The 21,355-nt window shown below is 72.3% G+C and carries 16 protein-coding genes and 1 riboswitch; of the genes, 5 read left to right on the top strand and 11 right to left on the bottom strand.

What is annotated here, in order from left to right; genetic code table 11:
- Positions 1 to 66: 66 nt before the first annotated feature.
- Positions 67 to 936, bottom strand: a complete 870-nt coding sequence (locus ACTWQF_RS36290) for a sulfurtransferase (RefSeq protein ID WP_443284036.1) — start codon at positions 934 to 936, stop codon at positions 67 to 69.
- Between the two features lie 227 nt (positions 937 to 1,163).
- Here ACTWQF_RS36290 and ACTWQF_RS36285 point away from each other — a divergent pair, with 227 nt between their 5' ends.
- Complete coding sequence (locus tag ACTWQF_RS36285; RefSeq protein ID WP_443284035.1) at positions 1,164 to 1,958, top strand: VOC family protein; 795 nt, start codon at positions 1,164 to 1,166, stop codon at positions 1,956 to 1,958.
- Here the strand turns inward: ACTWQF_RS36285 and ACTWQF_RS36280 are convergent.
- The 4 genes from ACTWQF_RS36280 to ACTWQF_RS36265 form a co-directional block, all read right to left on the bottom strand.
- Entirely contained in the window at positions 1,924 to 2,640 is a 717-nt protein-coding gene (locus ACTWQF_RS36280) for a thymidine kinase (RefSeq protein WP_443284034.1), read from the bottom strand. The two genes, ACTWQF_RS36285 and ACTWQF_RS36280, sit on opposite strands and share 35 nt — an antisense overlap.
- Positions 2,641 to 2,734: 94 nt before the next feature.
- Positions 2,735 to 3,949 (bottom strand): alkaline phosphatase family protein, encoded by a 1,215-nt coding sequence (locus tag ACTWQF_RS36275; RefSeq protein WP_443284038.1) that lies wholly within the window; start codon positions 3,947 to 3,949, stop codon positions 2,735 to 2,737.
- An 11-nt stretch (positions 3,950 to 3,960) separates the two neighbouring features.
- Positions 3,961 to 4,563, bottom strand: coding sequence for a DUF5998 family protein (locus tag ACTWQF_RS36270; protein ID WP_099884820.1), 603 nt, complete (start codon positions 4,561 to 4,563; stop codon positions 3,961 to 3,963).
- A 71-nt stretch (positions 4,564 to 4,634) separates the two neighbouring features.
- A complete protein-coding gene (locus ACTWQF_RS36265; protein ID WP_443284033.1) occupies positions 4,635 to 7,382 on the bottom strand; it encodes a bifunctional acetate--CoA ligase family protein/GNAT family N-acetyltransferase in 2,748 nt (915 codons plus the stop codon).
- Between the two features lie 169 nt (positions 7,383 to 7,551).
- On the opposite strand from ACTWQF_RS36265, the gene ACTWQF_RS36260 reads away from it, so the two are divergent.
- Positions 7,552 to 7,833 carry an HPr family phosphocarrier protein gene (locus ACTWQF_RS36260; RefSeq protein ID WP_443284032.1) on the top strand — a complete coding sequence of 94 codons (282 nt, stop codon included), beginning with the start codon at positions 7,552 to 7,554 and terminating at the stop codon, positions 7,831 to 7,833.
- Positions 7,834 to 7,967: 134 nt separating this feature from the next.
- Here the strand turns inward: ACTWQF_RS36260 and ACTWQF_RS36255 are convergent, their stop codons facing one another.
- The 3 genes from ACTWQF_RS36255 to ACTWQF_RS36245 all read right to left on the bottom strand — a co-directional run bounded on the left by ACTWQF_RS36255 (position 7,968) and on the right by ACTWQF_RS36245 (position 11,977).
- On the bottom strand, positions 7,968 to 8,792 hold the full coding sequence (locus ACTWQF_RS36255) for a M23 family metallopeptidase (protein ID WP_443284031.1): 825 nt from the start codon (positions 8,790 to 8,792) through the stop codon (positions 7,968 to 7,970).
- A 14-nt stretch (positions 8,793 to 8,806) separates the two neighbouring features.
- Positions 8,807 to 8,964: riboswitch (cyclic di-AMP (ydaO/yuaA leader) on the bottom strand.
- A gap of 215 nt (positions 8,965 to 9,179) precedes the next feature.
- Positions 9,180 to 10,550 (bottom strand): M16 family metallopeptidase, encoded by a 1,371-nt coding sequence (locus ACTWQF_RS36250; protein WP_443284037.1) that lies wholly within the window; start codon positions 10,548 to 10,550, stop codon positions 9,180 to 9,182.
- An 86-nt stretch (positions 10,551 to 10,636) separates the two neighbouring features.
- Positions 10,637 to 11,977: a M16 family metallopeptidase gene (locus ACTWQF_RS36245; RefSeq protein WP_443284030.1), complete on the bottom strand. Its 1,341-nt coding sequence runs from the start codon at positions 11,975 to 11,977 to the stop codon at positions 10,637 to 10,639.
- A gap of 294 nt (positions 11,978 to 12,271) precedes the next feature.
- Here ACTWQF_RS36245 and ACTWQF_RS36240 point away from each other — a divergent pair, with 294 nt between their 5' ends.
- Positions 12,272 to 14,731 (top strand): DNA gyrase/topoisomerase IV subunit A, encoded by a 2,460-nt coding sequence (locus tag ACTWQF_RS36240; RefSeq protein ID WP_443284029.1) that lies wholly within the window; start codon positions 12,272 to 12,274, stop codon positions 14,729 to 14,731.
- Between the two features lie 67 nt (positions 14,732 to 14,798).
- Here the strand turns inward: ACTWQF_RS36240 and ACTWQF_RS36235 are convergent, their stop codons facing one another.
- Entirely contained in the window at positions 14,799 to 15,974 is a 1,176-nt protein-coding gene (locus tag ACTWQF_RS36235; RefSeq protein ID WP_443284028.1) for a CobW family GTP-binding protein, read from the bottom strand.
- A 211-nt stretch (positions 15,975 to 16,185) separates the two neighbouring features.
- Between ACTWQF_RS36235 and ACTWQF_RS36230 the strand changes: the two genes are divergently transcribed.
- Positions 16,186 to 17,124, top strand: a complete 939-nt coding sequence (locus tag ACTWQF_RS36230; protein WP_443284027.1) for a sucrase ferredoxin — start codon at positions 16,186 to 16,188, stop codon at positions 17,122 to 17,124.
- A 109-nt stretch (positions 17,125 to 17,233) separates the two neighbouring features.
- Positions 17,234 to 18,916 (top strand): ATP-binding protein, encoded by a 1,683-nt coding sequence (locus ACTWQF_RS36225; RefSeq protein ID WP_443284026.1) that lies wholly within the window; start codon positions 17,234 to 17,236, stop codon positions 18,914 to 18,916.
- A 21-nt stretch (positions 18,917 to 18,937) separates the two neighbouring features.
- Here ACTWQF_RS36225 and ACTWQF_RS36220 read toward each other — a convergent pair whose 3' ends face one another.
- Positions 18,938 to 20,614, bottom strand: coding sequence for a solute symporter family protein (locus tag ACTWQF_RS36220; RefSeq protein ID WP_443284025.1), 1,677 nt, complete (start codon positions 20,612 to 20,614; stop codon positions 18,938 to 18,940).
- Positions 20,611 to 21,093, bottom strand: a complete 483-nt coding sequence (locus ACTWQF_RS36215; RefSeq protein WP_443284024.1) for a DUF485 domain-containing protein — start codon at positions 21,091 to 21,093, stop codon at positions 20,611 to 20,613. Before ACTWQF_RS36215 ends, ACTWQF_RS36220 begins: the two co-directional genes overlap by 4 nt.
- Positions 21,094 to 21,355 lie beyond the last annotated feature (262 nt).

The raw sequence follows: 21,355 nt of genomic DNA, 5'->3' as shown, positions 1-21,355 counted from the left end.
GTACGAAGGGGGCGGTGCACCTGACGGTTCAGCGCCCACTTCGCGCTCCCCAAAAGGGCGACGGCCTCAGCCTCGTTCGGGGCCGGTGGCTACCGGGCGGTGGGGATCCGCCGTCCACTCGCTCCAAGAGCCCACATAGAGGGCTGCGTCGATGCCCGCGAGGTGCAGGGCGAGGACTTCCTGGGCGGCGGAGACGCCGGAGCCGCAGTAGACGCCGACCTCGGTGTCGGGGCCGGCGCCGAGGGCCTCGAAGCGCTCCGCGAGGGCGTCCGCGGAGCGGAACGTGCCCGCGTCGGTGAGGTTCTCCGTGGTGGGGGCCGAGACGGCGCCCGGAATGTGACCCGCCACCGGGTCGATGGGCTCGACCTCTCCCCGGTAGCGCTCCGCGGCGCGCGCGTCCAGCAGCACCCCGCGCCGGGCCAGCGCGGCGGCCTCGTCGGCGTCCAGGGTGGGCAGGCCGCCCGGCGAGGGGGTGAAATCGCCGGGGGCGGGGTCGGGGGTCTCGGTGCTGACCGGCAACGCTCCCCCGCCCTCCGGGCCGCGGTAGCTCTGCCACGCCTCCAGGCCCCCGTCCAGCACCCGGACGTCGGGGTGGCCCGCCCAGCGGAGCAGCCACCAGCAGCGGGCCGCCGCCCAGCCGCCACCGAGGCCGCCCGCGTCGTAGACGACAACAGGGCGGTCCGCGGAGACACCCGCACGGCGCATGGCTGCGCCGAAAACGTCCAGCGGGGGCAGCGGGTGGCGGCCTGTCCCCTGCCCCGGCTTGGCGGCGAGCTCGCTCTCCAGGTCGATGTAGACGGCGCCGGGCAGGTGGCCCTTCTGGTAGGCGGGCAGGCCGGGGGGATCGCCTGGCTTGTAGCGCACGTCGAGCAGCACGGGGGCGGCTCCGGCTGCGAGGTCGCTCGCGAGTGCCGGTACGGAGATGATGGCTGTCATGGCGCCATCTTCGCGCAGCCTCCCGCTCGCCGGGTCCGCGGTTCTGTGACGGCACACGGATCGGGGATTCTCCGTCTGGATGCGGCAAAAAAGCGGCGCGGCCGAGGAGCGCGGCACGACAGGTGGTGACAGCATCTGCACTGGCGAGTAGTCACGGAGCCGCGGCAAGGACGCCGAGGCAATTCCACCCGCACGACCGCATCGATGATGGTCAAGGAGCGAAGCAGATGACCGAGGCAGCGACTCGGCTACGGCACACGCCTGGCGCGCCCGCGTGGGCGAGCCTGATGGTGCACGGGCTGGATGTCGGCAAGGAGTTCTACCAGGGGCTGTTCGGCTGGGAGTTCCGGTCCGGACCACAGCAGCTGGGCCCGTATGTACGGGCGGTCGCGGGTGGGCACGAGGTCGCGGGGCTGGGGAAGAAGGCGGACGGCAGGCAGCTGCCGACCGCGTGGCTGCCCTATCTGGCGACCGCCGACGCCGACGAGACGGCGTCCGCGGTCCGTTCGTACGGCGGCACGGTCGCGGTGGGACCGCTGGATGCGGAGAAGGCGGGGCGGATGGCCATCGTCGCCGATCCGCACGGTGCCCCGTTCGGGCTGTGGCAGGACGCGCACGTTCCGGCCCTGGGGACGGCGCCGCGGGGGATGTTGGGGGCACCGGTCTGGTTCGAGCTCGTCACCCGGGAGACGAGCACGGTGGTCAAGTTCTACCAGGCGGTGTTCGGTTACGACGCGGAGAGCATCGAGGCGCCCGGCTTCGACTATCTGACGCTCTGCGCGGACGGTGAACCGGTGGCCGGAATCCAAGGGGTCGGCGATGCGCTGCCGCGCGACCGCGGGCCGCACTGGCGCACGTACTTCGCGGTGGACGACCCGGACGGGATGGCGCGGCGCGCCGAGGAGCTGGGGGGCCGGGTGGTGCGCGCCCCCGACGACTCACCGTACGGAAGGCTGGCGACGCTCGCGGACCCGGAGGGTGCGCACTTCAGTGTGATCCGGCCCGTCGCAGCGGATCGCTGAGACCGCGACGAGGCGGCACGTTCGGGGCCGCTGTGGGTTCGTCCACGGGGAGGACGTCGGGCGAGAGCGCGCCGGCGCCCGCCGAGGCCGCGGTGAGCCGCCTGCGGTGGTGGCGCCTGCACAGCACTTCGTAGCCGACCTGGCCGCTGGGTTCGCCCACGTCCCCCACGACCACCTGCGCGCCCTCGACCACCATTCGGCCGCCGACGGTGCGTGCGTTGTGGGTGGCACGGGCGCCGCACCAGCACAGCGCCTCCACCTGGAGGGTCTCCAGCCGGTCGGCGAGCTCCATCAGCCGCTGGGAGCCGGGGAAGAGGCGGGTGCGGAAGTCGGTGGCGATGCCGAACGCATAGACGTCGATGCCCAGGTCGTCCACGACCCTGGCGAGCTGCTCGACCTGTTCGGGCGAGAGGAACTGCGCCTCGTCCACGATCACATAGTCGGTGCGTCCGCCCGCGGTCAGGTGGCGGACCAGGTGCTGCTGGAAGTTGAGGTCCTCGGCCACCTCGACAGCCTCGGCGACCAGGCCGAGCCGGGAGGAGAGCTTGCCGGCGCCTGCGCGGTCGTCCCTGGTGAAGATCAGGCCCTGGAGACCGCGCGCCGAGCGGTTGTGCTCGATCTGGAGCGCGAGCGTGCTCTTTCCGCAGTCCATCGTTCCGGAGAAGAACACCAGCTCTGGCATGGGACGTTCGGGCCTTTCTCGGTGCGGTTCCTCGGGCGGGGGCAGCGCGTACGGAACGCCGGGGGCGCGCGTACGGAACGCGGGACGCCGGGCGTCAGGTGCGGACCTCCAGCAGCGGGACGAGCTGTTCGGCGGCGGTCGCCGAACCGTGCATCCCGATCAGCTCGGACTCCTTGGGCTCGCGGCGGGTGGCCACCACGGCCACGTCGTCGCGCATCGCGGCGATCACGTCGCCGAGCCTGCCACGCACCCGCGGCTCCACTCCGGGGCCGAACCAGCCGAGGCCGATGGCCTCTTCGCGGGTGGCCACCCACGCCTGCCCGGCGAGCACCTCGCGCCAGACGGCGTGTACGTCGCCCGCCGCACCGGGGACGGCGTAGACGTGCCGCATCCGGCCCTCGCCGCCCAGCTGGGCGACGCCTGCGCTCAGCTCCCAGTCCTCGTCGAAGTCGATCCGGGCCTCCGGGCTTCCGGGGATGTCGACCATGCCGTGGTCCGCGGTGATGTAGAGCGCCGAGCGCGGCGGCAGCTGCTCGGCCAGGCGCTGTGCGAGCCGGTCGACGTACATCAGCTGGCCGCGCCAGGCGTCCGAGTCCATGCCGTAGCGGTGGCCGTTGCCGTCCAGCTCCGCGTAATAGGTGTAGACGAGGGCGCGGTCCGAGGCGGCGAGGCGCTCGGCCGCCAGATCCATGCGGTCCTCGGCGGAGAGCCGGCCGAGGAAGGTGCCGCCGGACAGTGCGATCTTGGTGAGCGGGGTGTGCTCGAAGTGCGGCGCCGTCACTTGGCAGGCCGCCACTCCGGCGGCCTCGGCCTGCTGGAAGACGGTGGGGTACGGCTGCCACACGTGCGGGTCGGTCCAGGGTTGCCAGCGGAGCTGGTTCATCAGCCGGCCGGTGGCCGGGTCCAGCGCGGTGTAGCCGGGCAGTCCGTGTTCGCCCGGGACACGGCCGGTGCCGACGGAGGCCAGCGAGGTGGCCGTGGTGGAGGGGAGGCCGGAAGTGATCGGCTCGCCGGTGCCGGCGGTGGAGCTCGGCAGCAGTGAGGTGAGGAACGGTGCTTCGTCCGGGTGCGCCTTGAGTGCTTCCCAGCCCATGCCGTCCACCAGGAAGACGCAGACGCGGTCGGCGGGCGGGAGAGGCAGTCCGGCCGTCATGCCGGGGACACCGAGTCCGGCGGCGAGGGAGGGCAGCAGGTCGGCCAGCGAGCCGGTGCCGTAGCGCGGGACGGGTGCGGTGCGCGGGTCGAGCGGTGCGTCCAGGAAAGCCCCGTCGTGCAGGACCTGCGGGGCCGTCGGAAGCGGGTGCGGGATGTTCTCAGCGGTCACTGCGGGGGTCCGACCCGGGTGGCTCCGGCGGTGGCCTCGGACAGCGCCTGCGCGAAGGCGAGGGTCTGACGGACGGTGTCCGGGCCGTCACCGGCCTCGCTGACCCGCAGCGAGAGATCGTCGGCGGTGGCGGAGCCCGTGTAGCCGTGGTCGGCCTCGCAGTTGGGGTCGCCGCAGGTCGCGGGCTCCATGTCGAGGCGGGAGACGGCGCCCCAGCCGATGGTGAGGACGACCTCGCGGGGCAGTGTGCCGGGGGTGTAGGACTCGGGGTTGGCCACCACCCGGGAGAGCACGACGGAGGAGATCCGCTCCAGCTTCACGGACTCGGTGGAGGTGGTGGCGTACGGAGAGGGCGAGGTGCCGTCCGCCGCCTGCTCGTCGGTGTGGCTGACGAGGAAGCGGGTGCGGGTGAGCACCAGGACCGTGACGTGGCGGCGGACCTCGTTGGAGTCGAACGTCGTCTCCTGATGCACGAGGTACGAGGCCACTGGCTCGCCACCCACCGCTGCCTCGACAGCCTCGGCTACGAGGGCCGGGTAGTAGCCGCTGCGCTCGATCGCCTCACGCAGACCCTGCGTCGTCGTACCGGTCTTCGCCATGACAGCCATCCTAAGGGCCGTACGGCGACGCAGCCCCGGCCCGCTCCCCACCGTACGCCCCCGGTGCGCCGTCAGTACGCCGGGAGGCGACGGGCGCCCAGGTCGGGGCGGGTTCCGGGCTCGGCGACGCGGACGGAAGCACTCAGCACAGTCACACCCCGGGGTGCCACCACGACCGGGTCGAGTTCGACGGCGACGACCTGCGGATGATCGTCCATCAGCAGCGAGACCCGCAGCAGCACCTCCTCCAGCGCGGCGGTGTCCGAGGGCTCGGCGCCGCGCCAGCCGAACAGCAGCGGCGCCGAGCGGATCGCCCGGATCAGCCCGGCGGCCTCCTTGTCGGTGACCGGCACCAGCCGGTGTGCCGTATCGCCCAGCAGCTCGGAGGGCGGGCCCGCGAGACCGAAGGACAGCACGGCGCCGATGGCCGGGTCGAGCGTGCCCCGCACCACGGTGCCCACGCCCCGCGGTGCCATCGCCTGCACCACAGGGCGCAGCTCCTCGGGTGCGCCGAGCGCCTGGATCAGCTCTCCGTAGGCGCGCCGCAGCCCTGCCTCGCCCGCGATGTCCAGCCGTACCCCGCCGAGGTCGGCGCGGTGCCGAAGATGGGGCGCCGTGGTCTTGAGTGCGACGGGGAAGCGGAGAGTGCGGGCCGCCTCGACGGCCGTGTCGGCGTCCGGCGCTGGGAGCGTGGGCTGGACGGCGATGCCGTAGCTGTGCAGCAGCCGGGCCGCTTCCTCGTCCGTGAGGGCACGGCCACGCTCGGGTGCTGCGGGGGTCGCGCGGGCCAGCAGCTGGGCGGCGGCGGACTCGTCGACCTCCAGGTCGGGGACCTTGCCCGGGTCGCCGGCTTCCGCGCGCCACCGGGAGTAGCGCACTGCCTCGGCCAGGGCGCGGGCGGCCCGCTCGGGCGTCGGGTAGGAGGGCAGTCCGCGCTTGGCGAGCGCCTTCTGCAGGCCCTCCATCGCCAGGTGGACGACCGCCACCGGCTTGCGCGGGGCACCCTCGGTCGCGGCGACGGCCTCGACGGCTTCCCGCAGCGCGTCGGCCAGGGCCTCGACATGGCCGTCGGGCGGGGACTCCGGCCTGGCCATGCCGGTGCCGCCGGGCAGCTCGGCGGGGACGGCGGGGATGACGGTGACCAGCACCGCGTCGGTGGCCGCGTCGCCGAGCGCCTCGCGCAGCGCCCTGCCGAAGTCGCCGGGCCCGGCCGAGCTGGGCAGCGCCACGACGGGGCGGGGCCGCAGCCCGTCGGTGAGGCAGGCGTCGTAGGTCAGCAGGCTCATCGCTTCGGTGTTGCCGAGGATGCCGACGTGCGGGCCCGTGGGCGGCGGCTGCTCGGCGAGGAGTACGCCGGTGTCCAGCAGGTCGGTGAAGGTGTCGACCATCAGGACGCCCGCTTGGCGCAGCAGCGCGTAGACGGTGGCGTCGGGGGTGCGGGCTGCCGGCGCCGCGTGGCCCGGCGGGGGCGCACTGCCGCGCTGCCGGGCACCTTTGACGACGACGACCGGTTTGCGGGCGGCGGTGCGCCGGGCGAGCCGGGTGAACTTGCGCGGGTTGCCGATGGATTCCAGGTACATGAGGACGACGTCGGTCGCCGTGTCCTCGTCCCAGTGCTGGAGGAGATCGTTCCCGGAGACGTCGGCCCGGTTGCCCGCGGAGACGAAGGAGGACGGTCCGCTGCCGCGCCGGTCCAGCCCGTCGAGCAGGGCGATGCCGATGGCGCCGGACTGGGTGAAGACGCCGATCCTGCCCCGCGCGGGCATCCGCAGGGAGGGGGTGGCGTTGAGCCGTACGTCCTCGCCGGTGTTGATCAGCCCGAGGGCTCCGGGGCCGATCAGCCGCATGCCGTAGGAGCGGGCGAGCCTGACCAGTTCGCGCTGCTCGTCCCGGCCGACCCCTTCGGAGAGGACGACCAGCCCCTGCACGGCCGCCTCGCCGCATTCGCCGATGACGGTGTGCAGCTGGTCGGCGGGGACGGCGAGCACGGCCAGGTCGACGTGTTCGGGGATCTCCCGCACCGACCGGTGGCCGGGCACCCCGGCCAGCGTCGGGGACGCCTCCGGGTCCAGCGCGTGGTTGACCGCGTACAGCCGCCCGGCGAAGCCTCCGGCGCGCAGGCTGCCCAGCACGGCACGCCCCGCTCCGCCGGGGGTGCGGCTGGCGCCGACGACGGCGATGGAGCCGGGGGCCAGCAGCCGGGCGACGGAGCGGCCCTCGGCGCGCTGTTCGCGGGCCCGCATGACGGCCAGGGAGCGCTCGGTGGGCTCCAGGTCGAAGGTGAGGTGGACGGAGCCTTCCTCGAAGCTGCGCTTCTGGGAGTATCCGGCGTCCGTGAACACCTTGATCATCTTGGTGTTGGCGGGCAGCACCTCGGCGGCGAAGCGGCGGATGCCGCGCTCCCGGGCGACGGCACCGATGTGTTCGAGGAGCGCGGAGGCCACTCCCCTGCCCTGCTGGTCGTCGCGGACCAGGAAGGCGACCTCGGCCTCGTCCGCGGGCTCGCTGGCGGGGCGGCCGAGGTGGTCGATGCGGTCGTAGCGGACGGTCGCGATGAACTCACCGCCGATGGTCGCCGCCAGGCCGACGCGGTCGACGTAGTCGTGGTGCGTGAAGCGGCGCACATCGCGGTCGGACAGCCGGGGGTAGGGCGCGAAGAAGCGGTAGTACTTCGACTCGTCGGAGACCTGCTCGTAGAAGCTGACCAGCCGCTCCGCGTCGTCCGGAGTGATCGGCCGGACCCGGGCCGTACCGCCGTCGCGCAGCACGATGTCCGCTTCCCAGTGGGCGGGGTAGGCGCGCTCCTCGGGGCTCGGCATGGGGCCAGCGTACGGCGGAGGGAGGGTGGGTGCTCAGGGATACGGGATGCGTCGTATCGTCGCTGGCATGAGCGCCGCCGCTTCCTGGCCCGCACCCGCCGGCTCACGGAGCACCTCGGCAATCGTGGAAATCTGGTCTGGACAAGTTTGACGAACGAAGGGCAACACCATGGTTGAGCGCCGTGTCACCGTCGGCTGGGCCGAGGGGCTGCACGCCCGCCCCGCCTCCATCTTCGTCCGTGCCGCCTCGGCAGCCGGGGTCCCGGTCACCGTCCGGAAGGGCGAGGGCAACCCCGTCAACGCGGCCTCCATGCTCGGTGTGCTCGGCCTGGGTGCGGAGGGGGGCGAGGAGATCGTCCTCACCTCCGAGGCGGACGGTGCGGAGGAGGCCCTCGACCGGCTGGCGAAGCTGGTCTCCGAGGGCTTGGAGGAGCTGCCCGAGACGGTGTGAGGGTCTGACCGAGCGCGAGGGCTCGCCCGCCGGCATGAGCGTGTCGCCGGGGAGCACGAGGGGGGCGCTGCACCTGGCGGTGCAGCGCCCCCCTCGTAAATGTCCGCCGCGACGGGCGAAGCCGCAACGTTCGGTCAGACCTTCACGCCGTGCTCGCGGAGGTAGGCGACCGGGTCGATGTCCGAGCCGTACTCGGGGGAGGTGCGGGCCTCGAAGTGCAGGTGGGGGCCGGAGGAGTTGCCGGTGGAGCCGGAGAGGCCGATCTGCTGGCCCGACTTGACCTGCTGGCCGACCGAGACGCTGATCGAGTTCAGGTGGCCGTACTGCGTGTACGTGCCGTCCTTGTGCTTGATGACGACGTTGTTGCCGTAGGCCCCGCCGTTGCCGGCCTCCACGACCTCGCCCGCGGCCACGGACTGGACCGGGGTGTTCATGCCCGCGTGGAAGTCGATGCCGGTGTGGCTGCCGGACGACCACATGCCGCCGCCCTGCTTGTAACCGGTGGAGACGTAGGAGCCCTCGACAGGCATCACGTAGGCGTTGAGCTTCGCCCGCTTGGCCTCCCGGGCGGCCCTCTCCTTCGCCTCGCGCGCCTTCTCCGCCTTCTCGGCGGCGGCCTTGCGCTTGGCCTCGTCGGCCTTCCGCTTGGCGTCCGCCTTCGCCTTGGCGGCTTCCTCCTTGGCGTCGGTCTCGGCCTTGGTCTGCTCCGCCTGGAGGGCCTGCTCGTATGCCTGCTGGTCCAGCGTCTCGGAGATCGGGCCGCCGACGACCTCGCTCACCTTGGCGTCGTGCTGGACGGGGGCGTTGTTCTGTCCGCCGCCGCTCGCGGCGAATGCGGGGGTGGCGATGGACCCTACGACGCCCACGGTGGCGAGACCGGCTATGCCTGCCGCTCCCCCTGCGGCCCGACGGGTCTTACTCGGACGCCTGTGCTTACCAGTGGCACGGGTGAACGCCATACGGAGGCGTACTCCTTTCCTTCCTTCTCGCCTACCGGGTTAGCTGACGGGTTCGGAGCAGGAAGGTCTCCTACGGGCCGCCTCTTGCGAGGCCGTCCGATTCACCCCAATGGGACCTGGGTCCCCGGTCCCCCTCGGCAGGTGCGCCTCGGGGATTCGGCGATGGCTGTCCGTCGGCCGCGGGTGCGGTCACTTCTGACGAACAGCGGCACCGACGCTAAACGGGGCCAACTCCGGGCGGCAAACGAATCCCTGGGTTTGTCACGTACGCCACACTCCAACTCATCAGCAACCGCGACAGAATCGGACATTGAGAGGGGCCCGGAAGGAGCGATTCCTCCTCCCGGGCCCCACTTCTGACCGCCGTTCGCGCCTCCGCCCGCGGGCTCAGGAGCCGGAGACCACCTTGACGTCGCCGATCCCCAACTCCCGTACCGGATCGGCGATCTGCGAGGCGTCGCCGACGAGCACCGTCACCAGCCGGCCGGCGGGCAGGGCGCTCACCGCCGCCGCCGTGGCCTCCACCGTGCCCGTCTCGGCGAGTTGGGCGTAGAGCCGGGCCTGGTAGTCGTCCGGCAGATACTGCTCGACCTGGTCGGCCAGCGTCCCCGCGACGGCCGCGGCCGTCTCGTAGCGCAGCGGCGCGACACCCACCAGGTTCCGTACCGCGATGTCCCGTTCCTCGTCGGTCAGTCCCTCGTCCGCCAGCTTCCGCAGCACCTGCCACAGGTCGTCCAGCGCGGGCCCTGTCACATCGGTGGCCACCGAGCCGCTGATGGCCAGCAGTGCGGCACCGCTGCCGTCCTCGGCGGAACGCAGCACCTGGCCGAAGGCGCGCACGCCGTAGGTGTAGCCCTTCTCCTCACGCAGCACCCGGTCCAGCCGGGAGGTGAGCGTGCCGCCCAGGCAGTAGACGCCCAACAGCTGCGCGGGCCACACCCGGTCGTGCCGGTCGGGGCCGACGCGGCCGATCAGCAGCTGCGTCTGCACCGCTCCGGGCCGGTCCACGATGACGACCCGGCCGCTGTCGTCCGCGGTGATCGGCGGCATCGGACGCGGCACTGCCGCGGCTCCCGTCCAGCTGCCGAGGCTCTCGGTGAGCGCCGCCTCGAGGTCGACTCCCTCCAGATCGCCGACCACGACGACGGTGGCGGTGGCGGGGTGCACATATGCCTCGTAGAAGGCGCGTACCGCAGCCGCGTCGATGCCTCGCACCGTCTCCTCGGTGCCCTGCCTGGGCCGCGACATCCGCGATGAGGCGGGGAACAGCTCGCGGAAGAGCTCCTTGCCGGCGCGGCGGGCCGGGTTGGCCAGCTCGTGCGGGATCTCGTCCAGCCGGTTGGCGACGAGCCGTTCCACCTCGCTGTCCGGGAAGGCGGGGGCGCGCAGCGCGTCGGCGAGCAGCCCCAGCGCCTTGGGCAGCCGGGATACGGGCACCTCCAGCGAGACCCGCACACCGGGGTGGTCGGCGTTCGAGTCGAGCGTGGCGCCGCACCGCTCCAGCTCGGCGGCGAACTCCTCGGCCGTGTGCTTGTCCGTGCCCTCGCTCAGGGCGCGGGCCATGATGGTGGCGACCCCGTCCAGCCCCTCCGGCTCCGCGTCCAGCGGCGCCATCAGGTTCACCTCAACGGCGACGACCTCCTGCCCCGGGCGGTGGCAGCGCAGCACCGTCAGCCCGTTGGGCAGCTTGCCGCGCTCGGGGGTGGGGAAGGCCCACGGCTTCGGGGTGCCGCTGGGCGGCTGGGGGTGGAACTCCATGCTCTTCCCTGCTGTCTCCGCGATCCCCGCGGGGCTCGTGCTCGCCGCTCCCGCGGTGCGCTGGCTCGTGCTCGCCGGTGTCTCGCTCACTGGCCGGCCTCCTCGTCCTCGTTCGCGGGCGCTTCCTCGTCCGCCAGCGGTTCGTATACGAGCACGGCGCGGTTGTCGGGGCGCAGCCGCTGGGCCGCCACCTCCCGCACCTCCTCGCGGGTCACCTCCAGCACCCGCCGGACCGCGGTCAGCGCGAGCTGCGGGTCACCGAAGAGCACCGCGTACCGGCACAGTTCGTCGGCGCGGCCACCGACCGTGGCCAGCCGGTCCAGCCACTCGCGCTCCAACTGGGCCTGGGCGCGCTCCATCTCCTCCTCGCCGGGCCCCTCCTCCGCGAAGCGGCGCAGCTCCTCGTCGACCGCGGCCTGGATGTCGGCGATCTCCGCGCCGCTGGACGCCTTGATGTCCAGCCAGCCCAGCGAGGGCGCGCCCGCCAGCCGGAGCAGTCCGAAACCGGCCGCCACCGCCGTGCGGTCGTGCCGCACCAGCCGGGTGTAGAGGCGGGAGGACTCGCCACCGCCGAGCGCGGTCAGCGCCAGATCGGCGGCGTCCGCCTCGCGGGTGCCGTCGTGCGGCAGGCGGTAGCCGTTCATCAGCGCGCGGGAGGGCACGTCCTCCTCGACGACCTCACGCTTATCCTCACCGATCAGCTCGGGCAGCTCGCCGTCCCGCGGGGGGCGCTTGCCGTCGTGGCCCGGGATGGAGCCGAAGTACTTCTCGATCCAGGCGAGCGTCTGCTCCGGGTCGATGTCCCCGACGACGGACAGAACGGCGTTGTTGGGCGCGTAGTACGTACGGAAGAACTCCTGCGCGTCCTGGAGGGAGGCCGCGTCCAGGTCTTCCATCGAGCCGATCGGAGTGTGGTGGTAAGGGTGGCCCTCGGGGAAGACCATGGCGGTCATCCGCTCGAACGCGGTGCCGTACGGCACGTTGTCGTAGCGCTGGCGACGCTCGTTCTTGACCACGTCGCGCTGGTTCTCCATGGACTCCTCGTCCAGCGCGGCCAGCAGCGAGCCCATCCGGTCGGCCTCCAGCCACAGGGCGAGCTCCAGCTCGTGGGCCGGCATCGTCTCGAAGTAGTTGGTGCGCTCGAAGCTGGTGGTGCCGTTCAGCGAGCCGCCCGCGCCCTGCACCAGCTCGAAGTGGCCGTTGCCCTTCACCTGGGCCGAGCCCTGGAACATCAGGTGCTCGAAGAGATGGGCCAGGCCGGTGCGGCCCTTGGCCTCGTGACGGGAACCGACGTCGTACCAGAGGCAGACAGCGGCGACGGGGGTCAGATGATCCTCGGAGAGCACCACCCGCAGGCCATTGGCCAGCCGGTGCTCCGTCGCTGTCAGCCCACCGGTGGCCGGCGGGGGCGTGGCCGTGTGACCCATGGGCGTGGAGTCCCTTCGCTTGCGGGGATATCCCGGCCGGGCGCCGGGAACTGCCGACCGCCCGGCGCCTCACGCGACCGGCGGCCCTGTCACTGTATGCAACCACGCCGACAAGGTGCGAAGTTCCCGTACGGTCTACCGAGCGACCGCCCTGTCAGTGGGGCGGTCCACAATGGTCGACCGAGAGCACGACCGAGCACGATCGGTCCGGGAGACCGGAAGCACGTCGGTCGAAGAGCACGACCCGAGAGCGCAAGAGCGACAGCACGAAGCAGCGAAGGAGCCGCAGCCGCGATGGCCCGCCGCAGTAAAAGCCGTACACCGGCACCGGAGCCGGGAGAGGACTTCGAGGAGCGCATCGTCGACATCGACGTCGTCGACGAGATGCAGGGCTCCTATCTGGAGTATGCGTATTCGGTCATCTACTCGCGCGCGCTGCCCGACGCCCGCGACGGGATGAAACCCGTGCAGCGCCGGATCCTGTACCAGATGCACGAGATGGGCCTGCGCCCCGACAGGTCGTATGTGAAGTGTGCCCGCGTCGTGGGCGAGGTGATGGGAAAGCTCCACCCGCACGGTGACTCCCCCATCTACGACGCCCTGGTGCGCATGGCGCAGGACTTCTCCATGCGGCTGCCGCTGGTGGACGGGCACGGCAACTTCGGTTCGCTGGGCAACGACGACCCGCCCGCGGCAATGCGCTACACGGAGTGCCGTTCGGCGCCGGCCGCCGGGCTGATGGTCGAGTCGATCGACGAGGAGACCGTCGATTTCGGCGCCAACTACGACGGCAGCGAGCAAGAGCCCGTCACACTGCCCGCCGCCTACCCCAATCTGCTGGTGAACGGCTCCTCGGGGATCGCGGTCGGCATGGCCACCAACATGCCGCCGCACAACCTGACAGAGGTCATCTCGGCGGCACGGCACCTGATCAAGCACCCGGGCGCGGACCTGGAGACCCTGATGGGCTTCATCCCGGGCCCCGACCTGCCGACCGGCGGCAAGATCGTCGGCCGGGAGGGCATCAAGGACGCCTACGTCTCCGGGCGCGGCACCTTCAAGATCCGGGCCACGGTGTCGATCGAGCAGGTCACGACCCGGCGCAAGGGCCTCGTGGTCACCGAGCTGCCGTTCGCCGTCGGCCCCGAGAAGGTCATCTCCAAGGTCAAGGACCTGGTCAACGCGAAGAAGCTCCAGGGCATTGCGGACGTCAAGGACCTCACCGACCGCCAGCACGGGCTGCGCCTGGTCATCGAGGTCAAGAACGGCTTCAACCCGGAGGCGGTCCTCTCCCAGCTCTACAAGCTGACGCCGATGGAGGAGTCCTTCGGCATCAACAACGTCGCTCTGGTGGACGGCCAGCCACTCACCCTCGGCCTCAAGGAGCTTCTCGAGGTCTACGTCGACCACCGGTTCGACGTGGTGCGTCGGCGCAGCGAGTTCCGCCGCGGCAAGCGGCGCGACCGGCTGCACCTGGTGGAGGGCCTGCTGGTGGCGCTCGTCGACATCGACGAGGTCATCAGAATCATCCGGTCGAGTGAGAACGCCGCCGAGGCCAAGGCATCCCTCATCTCGCGCTTCGGCCTCAGCGACATCCAGACCCAGTACATCCTCGACACCCCGCTGCGCCGGCTCACCAAGTTCGACCGCATCGAGCTGGAGGACGAGCGGGACCGGCTCAAGGGCGAGATCGAGAAGCTGACCCGGATCCTGGAGTCGGACGCGGAGCTGCGCAAGCTCGTGTCCTCCGAACTGTCCGCCGTCGCCAAGAAGTACGGCACCCCGCGCCGCACCGAGCTGCTGGACTCCGCCGAGGTACCGGTGGCCGCCGTGCCGCTGGAGGTCGCCGACGACCCGTGCCGGGTGCTGCTCTCCTCCACGGGGCTGCTGGCCCGTACGGCCAACGGCGGCATGGAGTTCGGCGAGTCCGCCAAGCGCGTCAAGCACGACGTGATCCTCTCGGCGGTACCCGCCACCACGCGCGGCGAAGTCGGCGCCGTGACCTCATCGGGCCGCTTGCTGCGCCTCCAGGTGGTCGACCTTCCGCAACTGCCGGAGACGTCGACCTCGCCCAACCTGGCGGGCGGGGCCCAGGTTTCGGAGTTCCTCACGCTGGAGGGCGACGAGACGCTGATCTGTCTCACCACGCTGGACGAGTCCTCGCCCGGCCTGGCGATCGGCACCCAGCAGGGCATCGTCAAACGCGTGGTGCCCGACTATCCGGCCAACCGGGGTGAGTTGGAGGTCATCACGCTCAAGGAGGGCGACCGTATCGTCGGCGGCGCCGAGCTGCGCACCGGCGAGGAGGACCTGGTCTTCATCACCGACGAGGCGCAGCTGCTGCGTTTCCAGGCGAGCCAGGTACGCCCGCAGGGCCGCCCCGCGGGCGGCGTTGCGGGCATCAAGCTCACCCAGGACGCGAAGGTGATCTTCTTCGGCGCCGTCGATCCGGCCGCCGAGGCGGCCGTGTTCACGGCAGCCGGCTCGGAAGGCACGCTCGACGACTCACTGAGCACGGCCAAGCTCACCCCGTTCGACCAGTACCCCCGCAAGGGGCGCGCGACGGGCGGCGTGCGCTGCCAGCGCTTCCTCAAGGGCGAGGACCGGCTGCGGCTGGCCTGGGCGGGCGCCACACCCGCGCTGGCCGCGACCAAGACCGGCACCCCCGCCGAGCTCCCGGAACCCGACCCCCGCAGGGACGGTTCCGGCCTCCCGCTGACGAAGCAGATCGCGGCGTTGGCCGGCCCGGTGTAGCCCCCGACCCAGGCGGGTCGCTGGGGGCGAAGCCCTCAGCGACCCTTCCCGCCGCGACGGCGAGCAACTACAACGGCGAGGGTCTGGGGGTGCCTCCCGGCCGGAGGCTGGGGGAGGAATCCTCGCCGGCCGCAACCACCACGTCCGACTCATCCTCGCCCGCACTGTCCACGTACCGAAGCACTCCCCACAGGGCCCGCTCATCCGGGCCCTGTGGGCCCGCGGCGCACGCCTGGAGGCCACCCCGCAGCGCCGCGCCGTCGACCCCGGCGCCGATCATCACCAGCTCCGTACGCCGTTCCTCGGACCGGGGCCGCCGCTCCGGTGCGAACCGGAGGAAGCCGCCCACGGCGTGCACCTCGTACACGTTGTCCGGGTCGGCCGCGCCGAAGTCCACATAGCCCTTGATCCGGTACAGCCCCTCGGGCCTGGCGTCCAGGAACTCCAGAAAACGGCGCGGGTCCAGCGGCACGTCCGAGACGAACTCCACCGATTCGTAGGCGGCGTGCAGGTGCTCCGGGTGGCACCCGCCCTCGCTGTGGCCGCACTCGTCCTCACCGTCGCCGTACAGCAGCGAGTCGAAGGAGAGCTGTTCGACGGGTGGCCGTTGGCGCCGTACGCGGTCGAACAGCAGCGCCGGATCGACGCGGCCGAACGTGGCGGGGACGACAGGCGTGCCAGGGCTGAGCCGCTGCAACTCCGCGTGGAGCGCTTCCCGGCGGTCGTCGGTCACCCGATCGGCCTTGTTGAGGACCAGCAGGTCGGCCGCACCGACATGGCGCTCCAGTTCCGGATGGCGCGCACGTACGGACTCGAACTCCGCCGCGTCGACGACCTCCACCAGCCCGCCGTAGACGATGTACGGGCTGCCGCTGGCCAGCACCATCCGGATCAGCGTCTCCGGCTCGGCCACCCCGCTGGCCTCGATCACAAGGACGTCCATACAGGCCGAGGGGCGCGCGAGGACGTCCAGGACCTCGTCCATGTCGCTGGTGTCCACGGCGCAGCACAAACAGCCGTCCCCGAGGGAGACCATGGAGTCCACCTGCCCGGAGACCGCCATGGCGTCGATCTCGATGCTGCCGAAGTCGTTGACGATCGCACCGATGCGGGTGCCTCTCGCGCGCCGCAGCAGATGGTTGAGCAGGGTGGTCTTCCCGGAACCGAGGAACCCGGCCAGTACGACGACCGGGATCCGGCCGCCCACTGTGCCCCGCCGTGCACCGGCCTCCGCATCGCCCACGCGCTCCGCCCCTCCTGCCTCGTCCGCCCCTGCGGCCTCACGGCTCCGACCCCTGCGGCCCCCGTCTCGGGCTGCCGCTGAACGGCTGCCGATCGTACCGAACAGGGCTTTCCGGTCTTCCGCTCCGGGCTCACGGGCGAGACCAGCGGGTGGCACGGCGCGCGGGAACGTGCCCGCGCACGGCACGGTTACCCAGGTTAGGCTCGCCTGCGTGAGCACGTGTGCGACGGCCTCCCAGGCCCTGGCCGAGCCCCTCGCGGGGACGGCGGCGACAGCCCGTACCTGGTTGCTGATCGAGCAGCCGGGTCCCTGGGGCAAGAAGGCGCTGACCCAGAGCCACCTCGACCCGGAGCTCGGGCAGGCGCTCGATGCGGCAGCCGGCGCACACGGTGGCCGGGTCGCGCTGATCCGGCGCCCCGGACGGCACGCCGACAGCTCGTCCCCGAGCGCACCGCACCGCGTGTTCCTCGCCAGTACGGTCCCGGGCGCCTCCTGGGTCCGTACGACGGTGCTGCCGGGCCACGGGCTGGCAGCGCTGCGCGAGCTGGACTTCGCGGCGCTGGAGGGCGCCCCGGTACTCGGTCCCGACTGGGAGCCGTACGAGGGCGACCCCCTCGCGCTGGTGTGCACCAACGGCAAGCGGGACCGCTGCTGCGCGCTGCTCGGCAGGCCGCTGGCGGCCGAACTCGAAGCATCCGGCGGGGCCGACGTCTGGGAGATCACGCATATCGGCGGCCATCGCTTCTCACCCACGCTGCTGGTGCTGCCCTACGGCTACGCGTACGGACGGCTCGGCGCACCCGCGGTGAAGGGCGTACTCGACGCCGTACGGGACGGCCACGTGGTGACGGACGGCTGCCGTGGCCGCTCGGCCTGGGACCGCCCGGGACAGGCGGCTGATCTGGCCGTACGGGAGCACACGGGCGAGACGCGCGCGCACGCGCTGACCGTGCGGGCCGCGCAGGAGGAGCCGGGCAGCGGGCGCCGGAGCGTCACCGTCCTGCATGTGGCCGGGCGCCGCTGGCGCGTCACCCTCGCCGAGACCGCCGACGGGCCTCCCGTACCCGCCAGCTGCGGCGCCGTCCCCGCCAGTCCCGTGCGGATGGACGTGGTGCGGATCGAGGAGCTGGGGGCCGGTCACCCGGCCTGAGGGCGCGCTGCCCGGCACCGCCCGCCCCCGGCCGGGGAGCAGGGACCGAGGGAACCGGCCATGTCCGGCCTGGTGCATCAGCGGCACCCGGCGGATACCGTTCCGCCGCATGTCCCGCGTACGCCCTCACCAACGCGCCGGCCGCCGTCCCCGGCAGCTGCGTATCCCTGGCTGGCCGCAGCGCGTGTCGTCCCAGGTGCTGCTCATGCAGCTGGCGGTCGTCACCGGGGTGACCGCCGTGGCGACCGGGCTGTTCCTGGCGCCGTTCAGCAACCAGCTCGACGACCAGGCGTCCCGTCGGGCGCTGGCCATCGCCCAGGCGACGGCGGCCGAACCCGGCCTGGACGACCTGCTGACAGACGGCGCAGGCCCCTCCCGCAACGGACCCGTCCAGCGGCGCGCCGAGCGCATCCGGCACGCCACCGGCGCGAGCTACATCGTGGTGCTGGACACCCGCGGCATCCGCTGGTCGCACGCGGAGCCCGACCGCATCGGCCACCGGGTCTCCACCGACCCGGGGCCTGCGCTGGCCGGCCGGGAGGTGCACCACATCGACGAGGGCACCCTGGGCAGATCGGCGCGGGGCAAAGTGCCGTTGCGGGACGAGCAGGGGAAGGTCGTCGGAGCCGTCTCGGTCGGCATCGCCTACGACAGCGTGCGCGCCCGCTTCACCCGGGCCGTACCCGGACTGCTCGCCTACGCGGGCGGGGCGCTCGGGGTGGGGGCGCTCGCCGCGCTGCTCGTCTCCCGCAGGCTCCAGAAGCGCACCCATGACCTGGCGTTCTCCGACATCACCGCGCTGCTGGCCGAACGGGAGGCGGTCCTGCACGGCATCCGCGAAGGCGTCGTCGCGCTGGACTCCGCGGGGCGGATCCGGCTGGTGAACGACGAGGCGCAGCGGCTGCTCGACCTGGACGAGCAGCACATCGGGCTGTCCCCGCAGGAGGCCGTGGGCCCCGGGCGTACGGCCAAAGTGCTGGCCGGCGAGGTCCCGGGATCCGATCTGCTGACCGTCAGCGGCGGCCGGGTACTGGTCGCCAACCGGATGCCCACCGACGACGGCGGCGCCGTCGCCACCCTGCGCGACCGGACCGAACTGGAACTCCTCGGCCGGGAACTCGACGGCTCCCAGGGGCTGATCGACGCCCTGCGCGCCCAGGACCACGAACACGCCAACCGGATGCACATCCTGCTCGGACTGCTGCAACTGGGCATGGTCGAGGACGCGGTGGCCTATCTGAGCGAGGCCGTCGGGGTGCACCGGGCGACGGCCGAGGAGATCTCCGAGCACATACGCGACCCGATGCTCGCCGCACTGCTGGTCGGCAAGGCCACGGTGGCCGCCGAGCGCTCGGTCGCCCTGCGCATCGCACCGGGCACGCTGCTGCCCGACCGCCTGGTTGACCCGCCGGAGCTGGCGACCGTGCTGGGCAACCTGGTCGACAACGCCTTGGATGCCGCGGCCGGTTCGCCCGGTGCCCGGGTGACGGTGACACTCGTCCCCGACACCGGTGCCCGGCAGACCGGGCTCAGCCTGCGAGTGAGCGACAGCGGCCCCGGTGTCCCTGCAGAGCACCGTGAAGCGGTCTTCACGGAGGGCTGGTCCACCAAGGAACCACCCGCACACGGCCGCCGCGGGCTCGGCCTGGCACTCGTACGACGGCTCGCGGAGCGCCACGGCGGCACCGCGCGGGTGGGCCAGGGCCCGGACGGCGGCGCGGAGTTCACCGTCGTCCTCCCGGAGGCCCTCCACCCGGAACGCGGCCCGGCGGATGTCACACAGCGCCAGTGAGATCGCCCGCCGGCCCGCGTCTCAGACCGCGCCGGCGCCCGTGAGGGAGCGCACCTCCGTCTCGGCGTGCCTGGCCGCGTCGGGGTCTTCACGGGACAGGAGCGTGCCCAGCCAGCCCGCGAGGAAGCCCAGCGGAACGGAGACGAGCCCGGGGTTCTCCAGCGGGAAGTACGCGAAGTCCCGGCCGGGGAACAGCGCCTGCGGGCCGCCCGAGACGACCGGCGAGAGCACCACCAGCACCACAGCGGAAACCAGCCCGCCGTGGACCGACCAGACAGCGCCCCGCGCGGTGAAGCGCCGCCAGAAGAGGGCGTACAGCAGCACGGGCAGGTTGGCCGAGGCGGCTACGGCGAAAGCGAGGCCCACCAGGAACGCCACGTTCAGCTCCCGCGCGAGCAGGCTCAGCCCTACGGCGACAGCCCCGACGCCGACGGCGGCCACACGTGCCACGGCGACCTCGCTCTTACGGCCCCACCGCTGCCGCTCCCGGCCCACGGGCGGCTCCCACCCGCCGGGGCGCCGCCACCCGCCCTCGCGCCGCCATCCTTCGGGCCGCTCTCTCCGCGCGAGCGACGCATACAGGTCATGTGCCACAGCAGCCGAGGCTGCGAGGGTGATGCCCGCAACCACGGCCAGGATGGTGGCGAAGCCGATGGCGGCGACCAGCGCGGCCAGCGCGGCTCCCCCGGTGGAATCCGCGCCACCGCCCAACTCGGCCGCCAGCAGCGGAACAGCGGTGTTCCCGGAACGGCTCGACCTGCGTACGGCGTCGCTGCCCAGCAGTGCTGCCGCACCGGTGCCGAGGACGATGGTCATCAGATAGAAGCCGCCGATGAGCCCGATCGCCCACACGACCGAGCGGCGGGCGGCACGCGCGGTCGGCACGGTGCAGAAGCGCGCCAGGATGTGCGGCAGTCCGGCCGTGCCGAGCACCAGCGCCAGGCCGAGGCTGAGGAAGTCGAGCCTGGAGATCCAGCCGGCGCCGCCGTAGCGCAGGCCGGGGGCGAGGAAGTCCTTGCCGTGACCGCTGTTTTCGGCCGCACTGGTCAGCAGCCCGGCCAGGTCGCCACCGAAGCGCAGCAGCACCAGCACGCTGAGCGCCAGCGCGCCGCCCATCAGCAGCAGCGCCTTGACGATCTGGATCCAGGTTGTCGCCCGCATCCCACCGCAGACGACGTAGAAGACCATGAGCGCCCCGACCCCCAGCACCGTCCAGGTACGCACCGCTGCCCCGTGGTCGCCCAGCAGGAGCGCCACCAGACTGCCGGCCCCGACCAGTTGGGCCACCAGATACAGCACCGAGACCGTCACCGACGAGCACCCCAGCGCGATCCGCACCGGGCGCTCCCGCATCCGTACGGCGACGACGTCGGCGAGGGTGAAGCGCCCACAGTTGCGCACCATTTCGGCCACCAGCAGCAGGACGAGCAGCCATGCCACCAGGAATCCCACGGAGTAGAGCATCCCGTCGTAGCCGTAGAGCGCGATCAGTCCTGCTACGCCGAGGAAGGAGGCGGCGGACATGTAGTCACCCGCGATGGCGAAACCATTCTCCATGGGGGTGAAGAGTCGGCCGCCCGCGTAGAACTCCTCCGGGGAGCCCTGGCGTCTGCTGCCCGCCCGGCGGGTGATGGCCAGCGTGGCGACGACGACGGCGCCGAACAGCAGCAGGGTCAGCATCCGATGATCGCCGCTCACCGCGCGCCCTCCCCGGCCGCGGCGGACGCCGCCCCGTGGTCCAGGCCCGCTGACGCCTTCCCGCGGGTCATCTCCTGGGTCTGCCAGCGCAGTTCGAGCGCCGGCCGGTCCCTGCGCCGCCGGGCGTGGCGCGCGTACAGCCAGGTCAGCAGGAACGTGGTGACGAACTGCCCGAGCCCGGCCGCCATACCCACGTTCAGCACACCGGCCACGGGTCTCGCCATCAGCCCGGGCGCACTGACGGCGAGCACCAGATAGCCGAGATACCACAGCAGGAACGCCGCACTGACGGGCAGCACGAAGCGCCGGTGGCGACGCCGGATCTGCTGGAAGGCGGCGCTGCGCTGGACGACCGCATACACGTCGTACGCCACGGGCGTCACCGGCCGCCGTTGCCTGGGCGGCGGGCCGGGAGGGATGCGGTGGGGCTCGGGTCCGCCCGTGGCCAGGGCGTCGTACCAGGGATCGTCGATGCGCATGCCCCAGGATGGGCGCAGGCTCGAGATCACTTTTGGCGCATTCCCGCCCCTTCACCCCTTCAGGTGACGACCCGGTCGGAGGGCGAAAGGGCGGGACATGCCCGGATGTTGATCAGACTCCGAGGTCGCTCAGACGTCGATGCGGGAGCGGTCCAGCGTGGCGGCGGAGGAGCTGATGAATTCTCTGCGCGGGGCCACTTCGCTGCCCATCAGCAGGTCGAATGCCTGCTCGGCCGCCTCCAGGTCGCTGATGTTGATGCGG

The organism is Streptomyces sp. 8N114 (assembly GCF_052245835.1).
Taxonomy (GTDB): Bacteria; Actinomycetota; Actinomycetes; order Streptomycetales; family Streptomycetaceae; genus Streptomyces.
The sequence above is the reverse complement of the archived record's forward strand: the minus strand, read 5'-3'. Positions and strand labels throughout refer to the sequence as shown.

Bases quoted from the DNA above. Each gene is read 5' to 3' on its own strand.
- ACTWQF_RS36280 (WP_443284034.1), bottom strand. From the start codon at position 2,640: ATGCCAGAGCTGGTGTTCTTCTCCGGAACGATGGACTGCGGAAAGAGC.
- ACTWQF_RS36250 (WP_443284037.1), bottom strand. From the start codon at position 10,550: ATGGAGTTCCACCCCCAGCCGCCCAGCGGCACCCCGAAGCCGTGGGCC.
- ACTWQF_RS36290 (WP_443284036.1), bottom strand. From the start codon at position 936: ATGACAGCCATCATCTCCGTACCGGCACTCGCGAGCGACCTCGCAGCC.
- ACTWQF_RS36255 (WP_443284031.1), bottom strand. From the start codon at position 8,792: ATGGCGTTCACCCGTGCCACTGGTAAGCACAGGCGTCCGAGTAAGACC.
- ACTWQF_RS36225 (WP_443284026.1), top strand. From the start codon at position 17,234: ATGTCCCGCGTACGCCCTCACCAACGCGCCGGCCGCCGTCCCCGGCAG.
- ACTWQF_RS36265 (WP_443284033.1), bottom strand. From the start codon at position 7,382: ATGCCGAGCCCCGAGGAGCGCGCCTACCCCGCCCACTGGGAAGCGGAC.
- ACTWQF_RS36245 (WP_443284030.1), bottom strand. From the start codon at position 11,977: ATGGGTCACACGGCCACGCCCCCGCCGGCCACCGGTGGGCTGACAGCG.
- ACTWQF_RS36240 (WP_443284029.1), top strand. From the start codon at position 12,272: ATGGCCCGCCGCAGTAAAAGCCGTACACCGGCACCGGAGCCGGGAGAG.
- ACTWQF_RS36215 (WP_443284024.1), bottom strand. From the start codon at position 21,093: ATGCGCATCGACGATCCCTGGTACGACGCCCTGGCCACGGGCGGACCC.
- ACTWQF_RS36285 (WP_443284035.1), top strand. From the start codon at position 1,164: ATGACCGAGGCAGCGACTCGGCTACGGCACACGCCTGGCGCGCCCGCG.
- ACTWQF_RS36270 (WP_099884820.1), bottom strand. From the start codon at position 4,563: ATGGCGAAGACCGGTACGACGACGCAGGGTCTGCGTGAGGCGATCGAG.
- ACTWQF_RS36260 (WP_443284032.1), top strand. From the start codon at position 7,552: ATGGTTGAGCGCCGTGTCACCGTCGGCTGGGCCGAGGGGCTGCACGCC.